Below are 19,009 nucleotides of genomic sequence, written 5' to 3'. Positions count from 1 at the left end.
GAATTTCATTCCTCCTATTGGCTACAATTTAAATCGATGTGTTGCCGATTGCAGTTCCTCCGCCATGGCGCCGATCTTGGCGGATGTCGAAGAGATGGCCTCCATCGCGGCCAATTGCTCCTCGGTAAAGCTGGAGATGGACTGGGCGGTATCCGCCGTTGCTTTGGACGCCCGTTTCATATCCTGTAACGAGGCTGCAATTTGCTGCGAGCTGGCGGATAATTCTTCCGACGCCGCCGAAGCCTCTTCGATTTGTTCGGCCGTTTGCTTCGTCGCTTCCATAATCCGTTGAAAGGCGTCGCCGGTTTTCGCGACGATCTCCGCGCCGCTTTCTACTTCTTGTTCGCTGCGCTTCATCTCGGCAACGGTATAGGCGATATGCTGCTGAATCGTTTCGATCAGTCCCGACACTTGCCCCGCCGATTGTGCGGAACGTTCCGCCAGCTTGCGGATCTCCGCGGCGACGACGGCAAAGCCTTGGCCGGATTCTCCCGCACGGGCGGCCTCGATCGCCGCGTTCAGCGATAATAGATTCGTTTGGTCGGAAATTTCCGTAATGACTTCCACGATCGATCCGATTTCCTGCGAGCGGTCGGTTAACTGTTCGATAACGGCCGCCAAGTCTTGAACCGTCGTACGAAGCGCCGTCATTCTGGCCGTCGATTCCATGGCGGACAGATTTCCTTGCTGCGCCTCGCGCGCCATATGCTCGGATACGGCCAATGTATCGGACGACGTTGCGGCGATCCGCTGAATGCCCGCCGCCATTTCTTCCATGGCATTGGCGCTTTCCTCCACATGATGCGCTTGCGTATGCGTAAGCTGTGAAATTTCTTGCACCGAAGCGGCGATTTGATTGCTCGCCTGTGCGACTTCATGGACGGAAGCCGTGAGCTGGCTCATATTGTGCGAGACGAGATCGGAATTGTTCCGAATGTGGCGAACCAGTTGCCGCAAGCTCTCTCCCATTTGAGAGAATCGGTTTCCCAATGCGCCGATTTCGTCTTTATTCGTAATCCTCGCATGATGATCGGTTAAATCGCCTTCCGCGATTCGCGCCGTCTGTTTCGCAACCGCGGCGAGCGGTTTGGAAATATGCCGGGCAAACAGCAATGCAAACGCGAGTCCGGCGATAAAACAGGAAATGAGCGTCATCAGTATGATATTTTGAATATTTCGAAGCCCTTGGTTATAGTCTTGCATATAGGAGCCGGCGGAAACGATCCAGCCCCAATCCGGATAAAGGTTGGCATATACGATTTTTGGCGCTTCCTTCTGCGAATTCGGCAGGGGCCAGGAGTAGGTCGTAAAGCCTCCGCCGTTCTTTGCGTTTTGAATCACGTCTTGTATGTAATAAAAGCCTCCGCTCGTCTTTTTATCCCAAATATTTTGCCCCTCCATGGACGGATGGGCGAGGAGCGTTCCTTTTTCGTCCAGTACATAAAAATATCCGTTCTCTCCCAGATCGATTTCTTTGTTTCCTTGCCTTTTGTCCCCGTTTTTCGGCCCGAGCAGCGCGGTTTTGACCCGTTCCTGGGCCTCCTCTTTGGAGATTAATCCTTTTTTGGCGGATTCGTCAAAAGAGGCGATCAGCGTTTTGGCCATCTCAACATTGTTTTGAATATTTTTTTCGATCAGAGCGTTCGTTTCATTGGCTGAGGTCCGATAGCTTACAGCGCCAACGATGAGGATCGGGATCACAAGCAAAATGAAGCAGGAGGCGATCAGCTTGGTGCGGATCGTCAACCTTACTTGAAACGGGGAAGATGTCTTCATGTCAATATACCCTCCAGTGTCTTGAATCAATTCTTTCTATTATACTATGGAGAGGTGGGAATTCCAACCAATTCGAAGTCTTTAAACCGCAAGAATCAACCTTCGGAATCAACCGATTGGTTGATTCTTTTCTTTTGCCCGCACGGTACGATTGTTGCAAAAGGAGTGATTGATATGGCAACGGAAACGCCGATCATTGAGGTGAAGCAGTTGGAGAAGCGCTTTAAACAGCATCAAGCGCTGCAAGGCATTACATTCGACGTATATCCGGGAGAGATTTTATGCTTTCTCGGGCCGAACGGAGCGGGGAAAAGCACGACGATCAACATTTTGTCCACCGCGCTGCGTTACGATCAAGGGGAAATACGTTTCGAAGGGGAGCGAATCGACCGCAATCCGAACCGGTTGAAACGAAATTTGGGCATTGTTCCGCAGGATATCGCCATATACGAGGAAATATCGGCCGAAGCGAATGTGAAGTTTTTTGCCTCGTTATACGGCCTTGCCGGCCGGGAATTACAGCGGCGAACGGACGGGGCGCTTGCCTTCGTCGGTCTGTCCGAACGGAAGAAGGAGAAGCCGAAAACCTTTTCCGGCGGAATGAAAAGAAGGCTGAACATCGCTTGCGCTATTGCGCACGAGCCGAAAGTCATCATTATGGACGAGCCGACGGTCGGCATCGATCCGCAGTCGCGCAATCATATATTGCAATCGATCCGAACGTTGAGGGAGCGGGGCGCCAGCATCATTTATACGACTCATTACATGGAGGAGGTCGAAGAAATTTCGACCCGAATCGTCATTATCGATCACGGCAAGATCATCGCCTGCGGGACGAAGGAGCAGTTGAAGGAGCGGCTAGGGGAAGAAAAGTTGTACGAGGTGGATGTGGAGGATGCCGGACTTCTGCAGGAAGACGAGCTATACCGCATCGACGGGGTAAAGAAGGTATATATTCATGAAAATCGCATTCGTATCGCGACCTTGAAAGGAATCGAAAATTTGGACGCCATCATTTCTTTCCTTGTAGGCAAAGGTTTGAAAATTCAGAACATGACCAGCTCCGTCGCTAGCTTGGAAACCGTATTCCTGAAGCTGACCGGCAGGACGTTGCGGGATTGAGGAGGGACCGCCATGCGGATCTATTTGCGCAGTTTCAACGCCATTCTGACGCGGGATCTTAGAAATCTGATCTTAAATCCCGTCATGATCATGTCCAACTCGGTATTCCCGCTGCTGCTGATCGCGGTTCTGGGTTACATGACCGGCACGGTGTACGGAGGCGGAGAAGTAACTTCTTACGATTATTACGGGGTCACAATATTGATTTTTACAGCTTTGAACGTATCGATGATCGCCGCGAACAGTTTTATGGAGAAGAGCTTGAAGACGAGCAATTTGCGGATTCTGTACTCGCCTATACCTACGTTTTATATTTATGTCTCCAAAATGGCGGCGACCTTTCTCTTTGCGAGCGCGAGCTCCTTCCTGTTGATCGGGTTGACCCGTCTTTTGTTCGGCATTAACTTCGGCGGCGGGAATTGGATTTGCGTAGCGCTGATTCTGACAGGGTTCAATCTTTTCTCTTCGGCCCTGGGCGTCCTGTTGTGCTGCTTGCTGAAAAGCGAAGAATTGAGCAACAAAATTCTCAGTATGATCAACAACGCGTTGGCCCTGGTTGGAGGTTTGTTTTTTCAGTTGGACGGATTGGGGTCCGCGATCGAGACCATATCGTATCTGTCGCCGGTAAAGTGGGTGGCTGAGGCGGTCTTCCGCATCATCTACGATCATGATTTCGGATTGTTTTTGCCGTCCGTCGGATTTTGCATTCTGGGAACGCTCCTGTTACTGTGGGGCTGCAAGCTTACTTTTCGAGCGGAGGATTATGTATGAAGGGTGTCGGATCTGTATTTCGCAACAATATGAACCGTATGAAAAGCCGCAAAAATTACTTGTTCTCAACGCTTGCCATGACGATCGCGGCGATGGCGTTCGCGATTTATTTTACGGCTGCGTTTGATATGAAAGGCAGCATTGCCGTCGTAACCGAAGCGGACGAGATGCCGATCGGCACGAAGGACTTTCGCGTTGAACGGCTGGCGGAGGTCCCGCCGAAGTCTCAATTGGTACGGGGAAAATACGACGCGGTCATTGTCGACCAAGGAAACGGAACCCACAAGATCGAGACGGTGAAAGGCGATGCGTTCAAGGAGAAACTGCAGCAGGCGCTCGCGAGTCCCGAACGCCCGCAGTCGGAGGAAGCGAAACGCGGCGTAGGCATGAATATTTTGGGGTTCCTCATTATGTTCGTGCTGTTGGAAGGGATGCTGTTTATGAATTTGTTTGCCGAGGATAAGGCGAACGGCACGTTGCGCCGCGTAATCGTCTCGCCTGCAAGCTTGACGAGCTACATGCTGGCCCAGAGCTTGTTCTGCTTTGTAATCCTGTATGCGCCGACCTATGTATTGCTCGTTGCGGCGCAAACGCTGCTCGGTCTCGATCTCGGGTTTACGCTTCTGCAATATGCCTGGCTGCTCGGCCTATTGGCGGCGTTAGCCACGGCCTTCGCGTTGTTCATGACGGCATGGATCGACAGCCTCGATAACGCGATGATGGCTGCGGCCAGCATCATTGTGCTGACTTCGATATTGTCCGGCAGTTTCTACACGTTCTCCCATGGCGGACTTATGAAGGTCGTCGTGTCTTTGCTGCCGCAAAAGCAGTTTTTGAATCTTGTTCAGGACCTGGAACAGCGCACGGCGACGGCGGCCGGCTCGCAGCAAATCGGTTATTTGCTGGTTTTTACGGCGATCTTGTTTGTTGCGGGCTGGGCGATTTGCCGAAGACGAAGCAAGGAAGGGCGATATTGAATGTGCGGAGCCGGGGGCGCCCGTGTTATAGTAATAGAGGCAGTTCAAACAGAGGTATTTCGCTAAACAACACGGTCGCACACTTCCATTTCGATTCGAATGGGCTGGAAGGAAGGATGGCATGAAACTGATTTCAACCAAGTTGATCGCGCCGGCTCCGCGCAACAATTATATTCGCCGGGAAGAGCTGTTTCGCAAACTGGAACATATGCAGGAATACAAGGTGATCCTCGTGCAAGGCTCCGCCGGGAGCGGCAAGACGACGTTGCTTGCTTCTTTTATGCATGAGTTCGGGTGCGCGGATTTTCGATGGGTCGCGTTGGATGAGGACAATAATGACGTTTTTTCGTTTTGGTACTATGTTCTGGAGGCGCTAAAGGGCGACTTGGGCCGCAAAGTAGACGATCTGCTGTCCATTTTCGAAGCGCTCCCCCAGAAGCGGGATATGGAGAATATGCTGATCTTAATCGTCAATCAATTGCATGATATTGGGGGTCTAACGATTGTTTTGGACGATTTCCATACGGTGGAAGACCCGCAATTGCTGCAGACGATCGAGTTTTTTATGAAGTACAGCCCGGATCATATTCGGCTCGTTATATTAACCCGGGAGACGCCGAAGCTGTATTTGGGGGATTTGATGATATCCGGCAAGTATCTGGAAATCGACGAGAGCGATTTGAGATTTTCCGCCGATGAAGCGGTTCGTTTTCTTCAGGACACGTTGAGGACGGGAATGGACGATGCGACGGCGGGCAAGTTGAACGAACTGGCGGAAGGCTGGGTCGGCGGACTCCAGTTGATGGCACTGGCTCATTCTCATAAGAGGGATATGCCGTTCGGCCCGGCTAAAGGCCTTAACAAATATATGACGAATTATTTATCCAATGAAATCCTCCGATCGTTAAGCGAAGAGGAGACGCGGTTTTTGATTTGCACGTCGGTCTTGTCCTACTTTAACGAATCGCTGTGCAATCAACTGCTCGACGTCGACGATGCAAGAACGCTCATTCACGGTTTTCTCGAGAAAAATATGTTTCTCGTCACGATTGACGAAAAGGCCGGATTGTATCGTTATCATCATTTATTCGGCGAGTTTCTGCGGCAGAGGCTGGCGGAGCGCGACGGAGGCGCCAAGCGGGAACTGCATTGCAAGGCGGCGGCGATTTTCGAGCGGTTCGGCGACACGGATGAGAGCGTAAAGCATTACATTCAGGCGGAACAATACCGCGAAGCGCTGCGATTGATTTGCCGCTTGCAGCAGACGGTCAAAGGATGGGCGTATTTGCGGCAAATTCCGCTGGAATTTCTCGTCGATAACCGGGATTTGCTGTTTCAACGGCTGTTCTATCATTTTTGCAATTTGGAGTTCGATCAATGCAGAGCCGTTTTGGACGATCTAAGCGGCAAGTCCGAAGAAGACGTTTTCTGGAAGTTGCTGCAATTCACCCGTTTTTTCATGGATGACGCCGCTGTCGGTCTGGAGATGAATCCAGGCTTGATCGACGAGATCGAGCATATGGGTTTTAGCGATGTGACGAAAGCGATTATTTACGTAACCAGTTCGATGCTGCTGGGTCTCATGGATCAATACGCCGAAGCGGTCGAATGCATCGATAAAGCGGTTATGCTCGAGAGCGGCTTCCTCAATCCGTATATACGCTACTTCGCTTTGACCTGCAAAAGCCAATTGCTCGAGGCGATGGGCGATCTGCAAGAGTGCGAACGCATATACGAATCGTTATTCCGGCTCGTGGAAGAGCATTCCTATTTGTCTCCGCTGGCGGCCAACAGTTTGATCGGGATGGGCGGCATTTATATGAAAAGGATGGAGCTCGACCGGGCGGAAGCAATATTCGAGCAGGCGGAACGGAAGCTGCAGAAAGAGAATGTTTCAATGGAAAGAGGATATGTTCATAATAGGATGGAAATCTTTTTATTGCGCGGCGACAAACAAGAAGCTGCCCGGAGAATGAAACAATTAACCTCGTTCCCTGTTTTTTATGAACATCCGTTATACCATTCATCTTTGTTGAAATATCAGCTGTTGATCGATGACGCGGACCCGGAGCTCTTGCGTTCGTTTTTGCATTGGGTCGAAAAAGGCGGGAATCCCAGGCCGTTGCGTTATGAAGATCGATTGGTGCATGCGCGTATCATGTGGTCGCAAGGGGACCGGGCGTTGGCGCAATTGGACGATATTTTAAAGCGCGTAAGGAAGCATAAGGTCAAAACGATTCTCGTCGAGTCCATCTTGTTGAAAATCCGCATATTGGATCAGGACAAGGGCGATCGGCAAAGGGAAATATTAAATTTAATCCGGGAAGCCGTGCACTATAGCTGGGAGAATCAAATCGCCTATTCGTATATATTGGAAGGCGAGGTCGCACGCAGAGCGCTTATGCGGTTGAAACAAGAGAAGGATAGCGATTTGAACGAGAATGAGAAGAAATTTATGAACGATCTCTTGTCGTTGTGGGAGCGGGAGAAAACCGATGAATTGCTGAGCGCGCGCGAACTGGAAGTGCTGCGTGTGCTTGCGACCGGATTATCGAACAAAGAAATCGGGAGCCGGTTGTGTATCTCCGTCGCGACGGTCAAGACGCATATGATCAATATATACGCCAAGCTGCAGGTTTCCAACCGCATCGAAGCGGTGGAGAAAGCGCGGCAGATCGGCCTGCTGCCTTAGCCGGTCGGGAAAAGCCGGGCGTTCGGGCGGCTCTCAATTTTGAACATTATGAGGCGGCGGGGCGAATGATCAGCGAATCTATTGCGCGAACGACAGGAATGCCCTATATCCATGTCGAAGGCAAATAGGGATTGATGCAGATGTGGGAGGAAGATGTGTGAACGGACAGATGGTGATGACGCTGGCGGTGCTGGCACTGGCGTCGGCGTTGTTTATATCCGGCAAAGTAAGGTCGGATCTTGTGGCGATCGGTTCGCTAATTTTATTAATGTTGTTCGATATATTGACGCCGGCCGAAGCGTTGTCGGGCTTCTCCAATTCGGTTGTCATTATGATGGTCGGCCTGTTCGTCGTAGGGGGCGGGATTTTCCAGACGGGCCTGGCGAAAATGGCAAGCAGGAAGTTGCTGCAACTGGCGGGCGCGAACGAGACGCGGCTGCTGCTCATGGTGATGCTCGTTACGGCGGCAATCGGTACGTTCGTCAGCAATACGGGAACGGTGGCCGTGATGATGCCGATCGTCGTCAGCCTGGCGTTAAGCGCCCGGACCAATCCGGGCAGGCTGTTGATGCCGCTTGCGTTTGCCAGCAGCCTGGGAGGGATGCTGACGCTGATCGGTACGCCGCCCAACCTGGTCATTTCGGATGCGCTGGCTAATAGCGGATACGAGAGGCTGTCGTTCTTCTCCTTTACTCCTGTCGGACTTGTCTGCCTTGCCGTAGGCATCGTAGCAATGCTCTTCCTCAGGCGCTTTCTGCCGCGCAATGAAGAGGAAGGAGGGCAAAGGCGCAACGGGCGCTCGCTCAAGGAACTGACGCGGCAATATCAGCTGTCGCAGAACTTGTACCGCGCCCAGGTGGGGGACGACGCCCCGATCCGCTCGAAGACGCTTCGCGAACTGGACATTCCCGGCCAATTCGGATTGAACATTATTGAGATCCGCCGCAAAACTTCCGCGAAGAACCAGTTCTTCAAAACGATCAATCAGGAGATTGCCGGGCCGGAAACCGTCATTCAGGAGAATGACATTTTATATATTAACGGCCCGTTCGAGCAGGCGCAGAAGTTCGCCGAAACATACGGCCTCGCCTTGCTCGACCGTCGCGTTCCGGAGCGCGAGCGGACTTCGGGCGTAGAGTACTATGCGACCAGCGATGTCGGCATTGCGGAGGTGATGCTGACGCCCAACTCGAGACTGATCGGGCAGCTCGTCAAACGGTCGGGCTTTCGCGAGAAATTCAGGGTGAACATTCTCGGCATTCATCGCAAAGAGCAATATTTGCTCCATAATCTGAAAGAAGAGAAAATGCGCTTCGGCGATGCGCTGCTCGTCCAGGGAACATGGAAGGATATTGCCCTGCTCGCCGAGGAACAGCCCGATGTCGTCGTCGTCGGGCAGCCGATGGAAGAGTCGCGCAAGGTGACGATGGACAATAAAGCGCCGATTGCCGCCGGCATTATGCTGCTGATGGTCGTACTGCTTGTCACCGAATGGATTCCGGCGGTCGCCGCGGTAATGGCCGCCGCCGTATTGATGGTCGTATTCGGCTGCGTCCGCAATATGGAGGAGGCGTATAAGACCGTCAATTGGGAAAGTATTGCGCTGATTGGCGGAATGATTCCGATGTCGATTGCGCTTGAGAAGACCGGGCTCGCGGCGCTGCTGTCCCAAGGGTTGGTCAGTTCCCTCGGAAGCTACGGGCCGATGGCGTTATTGGCCGGCGTATATTTTACGACATCCGTCATGACGATGTTCATCAGCAATACGGCTTGCGCGGTGCTGCTCGCGCCGATTGCGCTGACGGCCGCCGTTCAGCTCGGCGCAAGTCCGTATCCGTTTCTGTTCGCGGTGTCGATCGGCGCGAGCATGTGCTTCGCATCGCCGTTCTCCACGCCGCCCAATGCGCTTGTTATGTCGGCGGGACGCTATACGTTCAGCCATTATATGAAGGTCGGGATTCCGCTCCAGCTTCTGATGGGGATCGTCATGGTGGCGGTGCTTCCACTGTTTTTTCCGTTCTGATTCATAGCCAAATAAAAAAAGGTTACGCTAGTAGAATTCTACTTCCGTAACCCTTTTTTCGTTCATGCCGTTATTATTTAAACACCTTAATTCTTTGCTCCAACGGTTGGAATTCCTTCTCGCCCGGTTGAACCGTCGGTTTGCCGAACGGCAGTTGTGCGATCAGTTTCCAACTGTCGGGAATATTCCATTCTTTTTTCACTTGATCGTCGATCACCGGATTGTAGTGCTGGAGCGAAGCGCCGTAACCTTCGGCTTCCAGTCCCGTCCAAATGACGAATTGCAGCATGCCGGAGGAATGATGGGACCAAATTGGGAAGTTGTCCTTATAGAGCGGGAAATTCGATTGCAATCCTTCGACTACGCTATCGTCTTCGAAGAACAAGACCGTGCCGTAACCGCTGCGGAATGCCCCCATTTTCTCCGCGGTCGAAGCAAATTGCTCGTCGTTGCCGACAATTTTTCGTAACGTTTCTTTCGTGATATCCCAAAATTTATCGTGATGTTCATCTAACAGCAATACGACTCTTGCGCTTTGCGAGTTGAATGCGGAAGGCGTATATTTGACGGCTTCGCGGATCACTTCTTGAATTTTGTCGTCCGATACGACTTGCTCTTTGCTAATGCCGTAAATGGAACGTCTGTTTTTTAACGCAGCATAAAAATCTTTGGACATTATGTTTGTTTCCTCCTTAAGTAAAGTAACATACTTTTTTATTGTACATAATTTTTAGTGTGAATGCAAATCGTCTTGATCGGAAAAAATAGGGTCACTGTTCATTATCGAGAAAGCGAGGGAATATCATGGGCGATTTCGCCGTTAGTGCGAGCGATTGGCAGGCGATCGCGTTTTATTTTATGGTTTATTCTTTCGGAGGCTGGCTGCTGGAGAATACCTATAGTCTCGCGACAACCGGCCGGTTTTTCAAGGAAGGATTCCTAAGAGGTCCGCTCAAGCCGATGTACGGCTTCGCGCCGGTCATTCTGCTGCTCTATGCCGCAAGCGAACCGAGCCTGGGCGGCTTGATGCTGATGTGCCTTCTCGTTCCAAGCGCCGTCGAATACGCGAGCGGGTATTTGCTTCAACGGTTGTTCCATAAACAATGGTGGGACTACAGCGGACACCGGTTTCAACTGCAAGGCCATATCTGTCTGCGGTTTTCCGTCTACTGGCTTGTGCTCTCGTTCGCCGTTATCGAATCGCTTCATCCGTCGGTCGCCGCCCTTTACGCCGCGGCTAAGCCGATTTGGTCGGTCGTCTGCCCGTTGTTTCTGCTATATTTGGCCGTCGACACGACCTACACGGTTCGAACCCGTTTCAAACAAGGCTTGTCCGCATTGCAGAACGAGTAAGCGGACGGCAAATGACTTCGTAACCCGCTCCTTATTATGAGGTGCCGGGTTATGAATTATGCGAAGCGAAGGGGATGAAATGGATCAAAGCGAAACTATTTTGATAGAATAGGAGTATATGAATCTAATGGCTATGACTGAAGATGCTGATGAGGTGATCGAATGAAGAGCATTACGATAAAACAATTGGTAGATCGGTTTCAACTGGAAGTGCTGGCTGGAGCGGAGCAGTTGGGAAGGACGATCGTGAAATCGCGCGTCCATCGGCCTGGGCTTGAATTTTCAGGCTATTTCGATTTTTTTCCGCAAGAACGAGTGCAAATTTTAGGAAAGAAAGAGATTACCTACTTGCATACGCTGTCCGAGAAAGAGCGGGATATTCGCATCGGCAATGTCGTGAAATATCATCCTCCTTGCTTTGTCGTGACCCGGAAATTGGAAGGACTCCAATATTTGATGGAGCACTGCAATAAGGAAGGCATTCCTTTGCTGCGTTCTGCGGACGATACGAGCAAATTCATGACGCTGATCGATATGTATTTGACCCGCATGCTGGCGCCGGAAATACAGGTGCATGGCGTATGCGTGAATGTGGCCGGGATTGGCGTTTTGCTGCGCGGGCAGTCGGGGATCGGCAAGAGCGAGACCGCGCTTACGCTCATCCGGCGCGGACACCGGCTCGTCGCCGACGATGCCGTCGTCCTGAAGAAGATCAATCCGGAGGTTATTGTCGGCACGCATGACGGCAACACGCGGGAGTTTCTCGCGTTGCGCAGCATCGGCCTCATTAACGTGCCGCGCATTTACGGCCGCAGTTCCTTCCAAGACGAAACGCGCATCGTGCTGGACATTGAATTGACGAAATGGAAGGAAAACGAGTTGAACAACGATATTTTGCAGGAGCCGAAATATTCGACGTATATGGATGTCCGGATTCCGCATATTCAAATTCAGCTGCAGCCAGGCCGGGACGTGGCCGGATTGGTAGAGGCGGCGGCCAACAACTGGTATTTGCAAATGCAAGGCTACAGCGCGGCGGAAGAGTTCATCCAGCGGTTGGGGCAATTGTCTTGAGCAGTTGCCGATCAACGTAAGAAACCTATCATATTTGCGAGAGAAGGAGCACATCAAGTGATCGATTTATCCAACATCGAGATTCAGAATATTGTGATTCATAAAGTAGGAAACAAGCTGAAAGACGAAGGCATGGTCGTTTCCAACGAGGTTTGCGACATCGATGGCGACGATTTGAAGGCGGCGCTGCTGAAATATTTTTTATCCGCGTTTAAATTCGATACGTTCTACCGCTTTCATCATGAGGCCGATCTTCAATTGAACGAAGTGTATACGTACGCCAATACGATCTTTAAAGACAATACGGCGTTTTACGAGCAGTCGGTTCATTTGCTGAAACATCTGTACGAACAGCAGGCGCATCCGCAAATTAAGCCGGGCGAATTTTACGTCGTCCATTTCAACAATATGATATACGACAATTTTGAAGTCGACGCCATCGGTCTGTTTAAATCGGAAAATAAAGATATGTACCTCAAAGTGGAAGAAACGGCGGATTCGGCTTTGGATGTCCGGTGCGATGAAGGAATCAACATCCGCAAATTGGACAAAGGATGCCTGATCCTGAACTATAACGCGGCGGGCGGATTCGCCGTCGGCATCGTCGATCCGTTAAACAAAGGGAATGAGGCTGCCTATTGGAAGGACGATTTTCTAAAAATTGAAATATTGAAAGACGAAAGCTTCATGACCGACGCCTACGTTCGGATGTGCGCCGATTTTTACGACGACGTCATCGTCCCGGCGACGGATCAATTCGAGAAGAAAGATAAACTCATGTTTCTAAACCAAACGGTTCAATATTTTGCGCAAAACGAGCAGTTCGAGGAAGAATCGTTCGCCGAGGAGGTGATTCGGGACCCTGAATACATTAACATTTTCAAAACGTATAAAGAATCGTACGAGGAAATGAACGAACTGCCCGCGGTAACGGAGTTCCCTATCTCGCATACGGCGTTGAAACGGGTGAAACGGGAGTTCAAGAACGATATAAAATTGGATACGGATATTGAAATCAAACTAAAGAGCGAAAGCTTCGATTATTTGGAAAGAGGCTACGACGAGGAGCGGAACATGTACTATTATAAAGTCTTTTTTAATAATGAAGCGTAAATATTACGGAACGGGCGCGCTTACGGTCGGTTCCATGACGGTCAATGTATTGAATTCCGCATTCATGTCCACCACCGCCCCGATCGGGAGCGCGGCTTTATAAAGGCCGTGCGCCGTCGCCAGATTCGTCAGCAGCGGCTTCCCGAGAGGGACCAGAAAATCGTCGATCAAATCGTCGTACGATTTGCCGTAAGCGTCTTGGCAGCCGGTGCATTCTCCCATAATAACGCCGATGCAATCGGCGAATTTCCCCGCCAATTTCAAATGATTCATATAACGGTAGACGGTGTTGACCGGTTCATGCGTCTCTTCGAGCAGCAATATTTTGCCCCTCACGTCGATTTCGTAAGGAGTGCCGAGCGTATCGACAAAGGAAGTCAGATTTCCCCCGACCAACGGGCCCGCGGCATGGCCCGGAACCCGGCCGATCAGCGGCATGCCGGGCGGATTCTCAATTCTTCGCGGGGCGTCCAGAGTGGATGTCGCCGCGAAGAACTGATCGAAATTGTATGCCGGCGTTCCGAAGCGAAAGTCGATCAGCAGCAAGCTTTGAAAGGTGACAAGATCCGCGTACTGGTGCAGCACGTTCAATAGAACGGTAATATCGCTGTATCCCGTCACAATTTTCGGATTGCGGCGGATGACCCGGAAATCGAGATAAGGCAGAATGCCGGCGACTCCGACCCCGCCCCGCGACGGCAAGATCAGCTTCACCTCCGGATTGCGGAACATGTCCATCAAGTCCCCCGCCCGCTGTTCGTCCGTCCCTGCCAAAAATCCGTTCTGCGCGTAAACATACCGGCCCAATACGACTTTGAACCCCATTTGTCTTACCGTTTCGATTCTGGCGTCGATCACGCCGGGATCGAGCGGACTGCCCAGCGTAACGATTCCGATCGTGTCTCCCGGCTGCAGCATAGGCGGTTTTATAGCCATCGTTCATCCCTCCCGGAGCGTGGAAGCATCCATCGCTATCTCATTCAATATATGGAAAATCGGAGTAGAACATAACCGCTTCCCTCGACTTAAGTCCGGCAAATGTTTCAACCAAAGTCCAGCCGGGTTCAGGCCCGGAGCCGGTATGAGCAGTTCCGCCCCCCAGTTATAATAATGCAAGTAAGAAAGACTTGTGGAGGGAACGGACATGAACGAGACGGCTGTTTTGCAGCTACGCAACGTAACGAAAAAGATCGGCAGACGCACGATTGTGGATCATTTGTCGTTCGATGTGCCCAGAGGGGAAGTGTTCGGGTTTCTCGGACCGAACGGGGCCGGGAAGACGACGACGATTCGCATGATCGTTGGATTGATAGGGATGAGCGACGGAGAGGTCTATGTGCAAGGCATTCCCGTCAAGAAGGAATTCGAGAACGCGATGCGTCATGTAGGCGCGATCGTTGAAAATCCGGAAATGTATAAATTTTTGACAGGGTACCAAAACTTGGTGCACTATGCGCGCATGCATTCCGGCGTAACGAAACAAAGAATTCAAGAAGTGGTCGAACTGGTCGGTTTGAAGAACCGGATTCATGAAAAGGTGAAAAAATATTCGCTCGGCATGCGGCAGCGGCTCGGCGTTGCGCAGGCGATCTTGCACAAGCCTTCCGTTCTCATTCTCGACGAACCGACGAACGGGCTCGACCCGGCCGGCATTCGCGAACTGCGGGACTATTTGCGCCGTTTGGCGAGGGAAGAGGGGATTGCCATTGTCGTCTCCTCTCATTTATTGTCCGAGATGGAATTGATGTGCGACCGGGTGGCGATTATTCAAAACGGCAAATTGATCGACGTGCAGTCGCTGCATGATGCGAAAACGGTGGAGCAGCGCAGAGTGACGATTGAAACGGACGATCCGCTTCGCGCGAAGGAAACGTTGGAATCCGTCCTGAGCGTAACGGATGTCGCCGTTCGCGAAGGGGAGATCGAATTGCTCGCCGATCGGGAGCAAATTGCGGTTATTACCGAAATGCTGGTGCATGCCGGGAGCAAAATTTACGGCATCCGTTCCGCATCGAAATCGCTGGAGGACCAATTCCTCGAAATGACAGGGAGTGAGCAAATTGTCTAGTTTAGGGGCGCTCGTACAAAATGAAAATATGAAAATATTCCGCCGATTGCGGACATGGATCATGGTCTTGCTGCTGCTCGGCGCGCTCGGCTTAATGACCGGGCTGATCAAATGGAACGACATTCATACCGACCAGACGAATTGGCGGCAGCAGGTGGAGCAATCCCTTCAGAATAACAAGGCGTATTTGGCCAAGATGCCTGACGACGCCTTGCCGGAAGAACGCAAAGAGATCGAAGACGCGATCAAGACGAAAGAATACGCTTTGGAGCATGACATTAATCCGAACGAGCAGACGCTATGGGACATTGTCGGCGCTTCGACCTTTATGATATTGCTGGTGACGATGTTAACGGTCATCGTCGCGGCGGATATGGTCGCGGCCGAGTTCACGTGGGGGACGGTGAAGCTGCTCCTTGTCCGGCCCGCGTCACGAGGAAAAATATTGCTCAGCAAATATATATCGACGCTGATGTTTGCCCTGTTCCTGCTCGTACTGACGTTCGCCGCGTCAGTTCTGTTCGGAGGATTGGCGGAAGGATTCGGCTCCGTCTCCTATCCCGCTCTGTATGTCGGCGCGGACGGAGCGGTGCACGAACAGTCGATGATCATTTCCGTACTGCAGAAATACGGGCTGAATGCCGTGCAGTTGATTATGTACGTCACCTTTGCCTTCATGATTTCGGCGGCGTTCCGCAGTTCGGCCATGGCGATTGCGTTCTCGCTGTTCTTCATGCTCGTGGGCAACACCCTCGTTATGATATTCAGGCAATACGAGTGGGTGAAATATGTGCTGTTCGCCAATATCGATCTGAGCCCATATTTGACCGGAGGCACGCCGATTCGTCCCGAGATGACGCTGCAGTTCTCCGTTATGATGCTTATCGCCTATTTTGCCGTCTTCCATATCGTATCGTGGCTTTTATTTACGAAGCGCGACGTGGCGGCAACCATTCATCAAACTTGAATTGACATCGCCTTTTCCCGGGCTTTACGGCTCCGAAGAAAGGCGATTTTTATGTTTTATTTGGAGGTTAGGGGAGGATAATGCCGGATTTTGTAGAATGTAATCATTTGGTTCGTGTTGGTAAATTCGAACTAGGCCTTTAACCACAGTGAGGAGGAATAACGAAAATGGCCGGATCAAAAAAACGTACGAAGAGATGGATGGCGCTGTTGCTAAGCGTTTGTTTGCTGCTCGGAGCGGCGAATATAGCTGCCGCAAGCGGCGCCGCATCGGACCTGGAAGGACATTGGGCCGAGACAACGATGAAAGAATGGATCGGGCGCGGCGATTTGCGCGGCGATGGCGAAGGTTCCTATCGGCCGAACGAAAGCGTCAGCCGGGTTGAATTTGTCGCTTTCGTCAACCGGGCGTTTCAGTTTACGGACCGGACGGATATCGAGTTTACGGATGTGCTTGCGGCAGGGTGGGAGCATGACGAAATCGGCAAAGCGCTGCAGGCGGGATATATCCAAGGATATGCCGATCTTACGTTTCGACCGGATCAAACGATCACCCGCGAAGAAGCGGCCGTCATTCTGGCCAAATTGATTGATGCGCGGAACGATGGAACGGAGGATGTTCTTGCTTCAATGAAAGATGCCGGCCAATTGGCGCCGTGGAGCAAATCGTCCGTCGCGGCCGTTCTTGCCCGCGGTTCCATGAAAGGCTATGAGAACGGCACGTTCGGGCCGAAGCGTAGCATCACCCGCGCCGAAGCGATCGTGGCGATCGACAATGCGTTTCAAGCGAAGAAGCCGGCTGTCCGTACATACGATAAGAGCGGAACATACGGCCCGGAGGAAGGCAGCGAGACCGTTCAAGGAAATGCCGTTATTAACGCAGCGGATACGACGTTGAAAAATATGACGATTTCCGGAGATCTGCTTATTTCCGAAGGAGTAGGCGCCGGAGAGGTTTACTTGAATAACGTGCAAGTTCAAGGTAAGACGATCGTCCAAGGCGGCGGAGAAAATTCCGTTCATTTGAAAGATGCGACGATCGTACAGTTGATTGTTGAGAAAAAAGCGGGTGCCGTACGCGTTGTCGCGGAAGGTTCGACGGAAGTGGGGCATACGATCGTGCTAACGCCGGCGAAACTTCAAGAAGACGCGTTAACGGGAGCGGGTTTCACAAACGTCGAGCTGGCGGAACGATTGCCGGCCGGGTCGAAAGTGACGTTCATCGGACAGTTCGAGGAAGTGAGTCTGTCCGCTGCTCAAATTTCGGTCGATATGCCAAAGGGATCGATCGCGAAGCTTCAAGTGACGGAGCGCGGCGGAAAGGGATCGCTCCAAGTAGGAAAAGAAGCGGTCATCGCGGAATTGGTTCTGCATGCGGTCATGAATGTATCGGGAACGGGGAAAGTTCAGTCCGCTACATTAAACGACGGATCGCAAGGTTCGCAATTTGCGATCAAGCCGGGCAAACTGGAAGGCCCGCAAAAGGACGGTGTGCGCCTTCCGGTGCCGGAGTCTTCCTCGGAGCCGGGTTCGTCCGGCGGTTCGAGCGGCGGCGCGAATAACGGCGGATCGAACGGAGGAGGTTCGAAAGATTCGGCAAACGAATATAAGCTGAAGGTTCTGCCAGGAACGAATATGCAGAAAGAGGAAGCCGACGAACTCCTCGCCACGAATGCCGAATACGTGTTGATCGAGGAAAGCGGCAGCATCGTGGAAGACGAAGCCCGTTTTAACGATGCCGCCTATCTGCAATATAAGCTGCAAACGGTCACAGATGCGGGGAGACCGTACGCGGGCAAGGTGCGCGTAAAGCCGATTAAAGTCGCTTCGTCCTCGGGAGGAACGATGCAATTATTCGCGTACGACAAGGAAGCTTCCCGCTGGAGCGATATCGTTCGAACAGGATTCGGGCCGCAGGAAGGAACGGATATTTCCGCATGGGGCGACCATCACGGAGTGACCGATGTAGTCTATTCGGTTTATGTGAACGGCGAAGCAGGCACATACCAATTCAGAATTGAACTGGAAGACGTCGCAAGCCACAAAACCGTCGCCCAGTCGGATCTGATTACGTACAAAATCGGCAAAGAGCCGGAGATGGCGTTCTCGCTGAGAGACTTGGTTGTGGAAGTAGACGGCCAGCCGTTGACGTTGAAACAGTATGGCAAAGACCAAAACAGCGCGAAAACGATCGGCTTCGGTTTCGATGACAACGTCCGCGATTACGGCGTATATATTCCAAACGACATTACTTCGTTTACATGGACCGCATCGCCGAAACAAGGAGCAATTAGCATCCGATACAGCATTATCGGAGGTTATCCGACGGAGAGAATCGCTTCGGGCACGATGACCGGCGGCACCCCGATGAGCGTCGATCTGAAGCCGGGATTGGGTTTGGATATTTTCCTCGACCGTCCTGGCAGCAAAGATCCGTCGTATGTTTTGCGCGTGAAAAGGATCGATGGGGACGAAGGCATCTTTAACGATAAAGATATTCGAGTGACCGCCCAGAAAGGATTGATTACCGCGTACGACGCCGGAATCAAGAATACCGTTAACGTTTATTCCGAAGATGGAACGCTTCTTGGCAGCGGCGTTTCGGATAATTCCCAGCGGGCCTCCGTATTTCTGGATAAGAGCATTGCACTGCCCGAAACGGGAACGATCTATGTTACCGTCGTTCGCGACGGACAAGAAAGCGAGAAAGTGAAAAAGGTATACGACAGTCGCGAAATCGCGCAACTAGACGACATTCAAAGCGGGATCATTGTCGGGCAATCGGGAGACCAGTCTGTCATTACGTTCGTCCAGGACGATTTGAACGAGAAAATTCGGGATTTCGATTATATGGCTTATCTCAATACTTTCTATGAATCATCGCCGTTCGAATACTTTCATGAGCTGCTTCCGGAGCGGTATACGACATTGATGCCGAGATCGGAGCAAGGCGAGATTGTCTACAAAGTAAAAAGTAACTCGCCGAAGTCGGATTACCGGAGGTTCGCGTTCTATAATAAGTACGACGAGCTGCTCGGATGGTACGATATTCAAATCAAATAGAATGGCCTTTA

At 51.7% G+C, this 19,009-nt stretch carries 14 protein-coding genes; 11 read left to right on the top strand and 3 right to left on the bottom strand.

Annotated elements, in window-relative coordinates:
- Positions 1 to 21 precede the first annotated feature (21 nt).
- Positions 22 to 1,776, bottom strand: coding sequence for a methyl-accepting chemotaxis protein (locus KQI79_RS09810; protein WP_216538051.1), 1,755 nt, complete (start codon positions 1,774 to 1,776; stop codon positions 22 to 24).
- Between the two features lie 174 nt (positions 1,777 to 1,950).
- Here KQI79_RS09810 and KQI79_RS09805 point away from each other — a divergent pair, with 174 nt between their 5' ends.
- From KQI79_RS09805 to KQI79_RS09785, 5 genes are all read left to right on the top strand, one after another.
- Positions 1,951 to 2,898 carry an ABC transporter ATP-binding protein gene (locus tag KQI79_RS09805; protein WP_216538050.1) on the top strand — a complete coding sequence of 316 codons (948 nt, stop codon included), beginning with the start codon at positions 1,951 to 1,953 and terminating at the stop codon, positions 2,896 to 2,898.
- A 12-nt stretch (positions 2,899 to 2,910) separates the two neighbouring features.
- Positions 2,911 to 3,669 (top strand): ABC transporter permease, encoded by a 759-nt coding sequence (locus KQI79_RS09800; RefSeq protein WP_216538049.1) that lies wholly within the window; start codon positions 2,911 to 2,913, stop codon positions 3,667 to 3,669.
- On the top strand, positions 3,666 to 4,646 hold the full coding sequence (locus tag KQI79_RS09795; protein ID WP_216538048.1) for an ABC transporter permease: 981 nt from the start codon (positions 3,666 to 3,668) through the stop codon (positions 4,644 to 4,646). The genes KQI79_RS09800 and KQI79_RS09795 overlap by 4 nt, the downstream gene beginning before the upstream one ends.
- A 121-nt stretch (positions 4,647 to 4,767) precedes the next feature.
- Positions 4,768 to 7,338: a winged helix-turn-helix domain-containing protein gene (locus KQI79_RS09790; protein WP_216538047.1), complete on the top strand. Its 2,571-nt coding sequence runs from the start codon at positions 4,768 to 4,770 to the stop codon at positions 7,336 to 7,338.
- A 157-nt stretch (positions 7,339 to 7,495) separates the two neighbouring features.
- Positions 7,496 to 9,361 (top strand): SLC13 family permease, encoded by a 1,866-nt coding sequence (locus tag KQI79_RS09785; protein WP_216538046.1) that lies wholly within the window; start codon positions 7,496 to 7,498, stop codon positions 9,359 to 9,361.
- 73 nt (positions 9,362 to 9,434) lie between these two features.
- Here KQI79_RS09785 and KQI79_RS09780 read toward each other — a convergent pair whose 3' ends face one another.
- Positions 9,435 to 10,037 (bottom strand): nitroreductase family protein, encoded by a 603-nt coding sequence (locus tag KQI79_RS09780; protein ID WP_216538045.1) that lies wholly within the window; start codon positions 10,035 to 10,037, stop codon positions 9,435 to 9,437.
- Between the two features lie 128 nt (positions 10,038 to 10,165).
- On the opposite strand from KQI79_RS09780, the gene KQI79_RS09775 reads away from it, so the two are divergent.
- The 3 genes from KQI79_RS09775 (at position 10,166) to KQI79_RS09765 (ending at position 12,901) form a co-directional block, all read left to right on the top strand.
- Entirely contained in the window at positions 10,166 to 10,714 is a 549-nt protein-coding gene (locus KQI79_RS09775) for a putative ABC transporter permease (RefSeq protein WP_216538044.1), read from the top strand.
- Between the two features lie 162 nt (positions 10,715 to 10,876).
- The gene (gene hprK, locus KQI79_RS09770) at positions 10,877 to 11,788 is read left to right on the top strand and encodes an HPr(Ser) kinase/phosphatase (RefSeq protein ID WP_216538043.1); all 912 of its coding nucleotides are present in this window, start codon (positions 10,877 to 10,879) and stop codon (positions 11,786 to 11,788) included.
- Between the two features lie 57 nt (positions 11,789 to 11,845).
- Positions 11,846 to 12,901 (top strand): nucleoid-associated protein, encoded by a 1,056-nt coding sequence (locus tag KQI79_RS09765; protein ID WP_216538042.1) that lies wholly within the window; start codon positions 11,846 to 11,848, stop codon positions 12,899 to 12,901.
- 3 nt (positions 12,902 to 12,904) lie between these two features.
- Here the strand turns inward: KQI79_RS09765 and KQI79_RS09760 are convergent, their stop codons facing one another.
- Positions 12,905 to 13,837, bottom strand: coding sequence for a S66 peptidase family protein (locus KQI79_RS09760; protein WP_216538041.1), 933 nt, complete (start codon positions 13,835 to 13,837; stop codon positions 12,905 to 12,907).
- A 208-nt stretch (positions 13,838 to 14,045) separates the two neighbouring features.
- On the opposite strand from KQI79_RS09760, the gene KQI79_RS09755 reads away from it, so the two are divergent.
- The 3 genes from KQI79_RS09755 (at position 14,046) to KQI79_RS09745 (ending at position 18,998) form a co-directional block, all read left to right on the top strand.
- A complete protein-coding gene (locus KQI79_RS09755) occupies positions 14,046 to 14,969 on the top strand; it encodes an ABC transporter ATP-binding protein (protein WP_216538040.1) in 924 nt (307 codons plus the stop codon).
- Positions 14,962 to 15,936 (top strand): ABC transporter permease, encoded by a 975-nt coding sequence (locus tag KQI79_RS09750; protein ID WP_216538039.1) that lies wholly within the window; start codon positions 14,962 to 14,964, stop codon positions 15,934 to 15,936. Before KQI79_RS09755 ends, KQI79_RS09750 begins: the two co-directional genes overlap by 8 nt.
- 167 nt (positions 15,937 to 16,103) lie before the next feature.
- Positions 16,104 to 18,998 (top strand): S-layer homology domain-containing protein, encoded by a 2,895-nt coding sequence (locus tag KQI79_RS09745; protein WP_216538038.1) that lies wholly within the window; start codon positions 16,104 to 16,106, stop codon positions 18,996 to 18,998.
- Positions 18,999 to 19,009: the final 11 nt, after the last annotated feature.

The organism is Paenibacillus sp. MSJ-34 (assembly GCF_018918005.1).
Lineage (GTDB): Bacteria > Bacillota > Bacilli > Paenibacillales > Paenibacillaceae > MSJ-34.
This window is presented reverse-complemented; position numbering and strand designations above follow the sequence as displayed.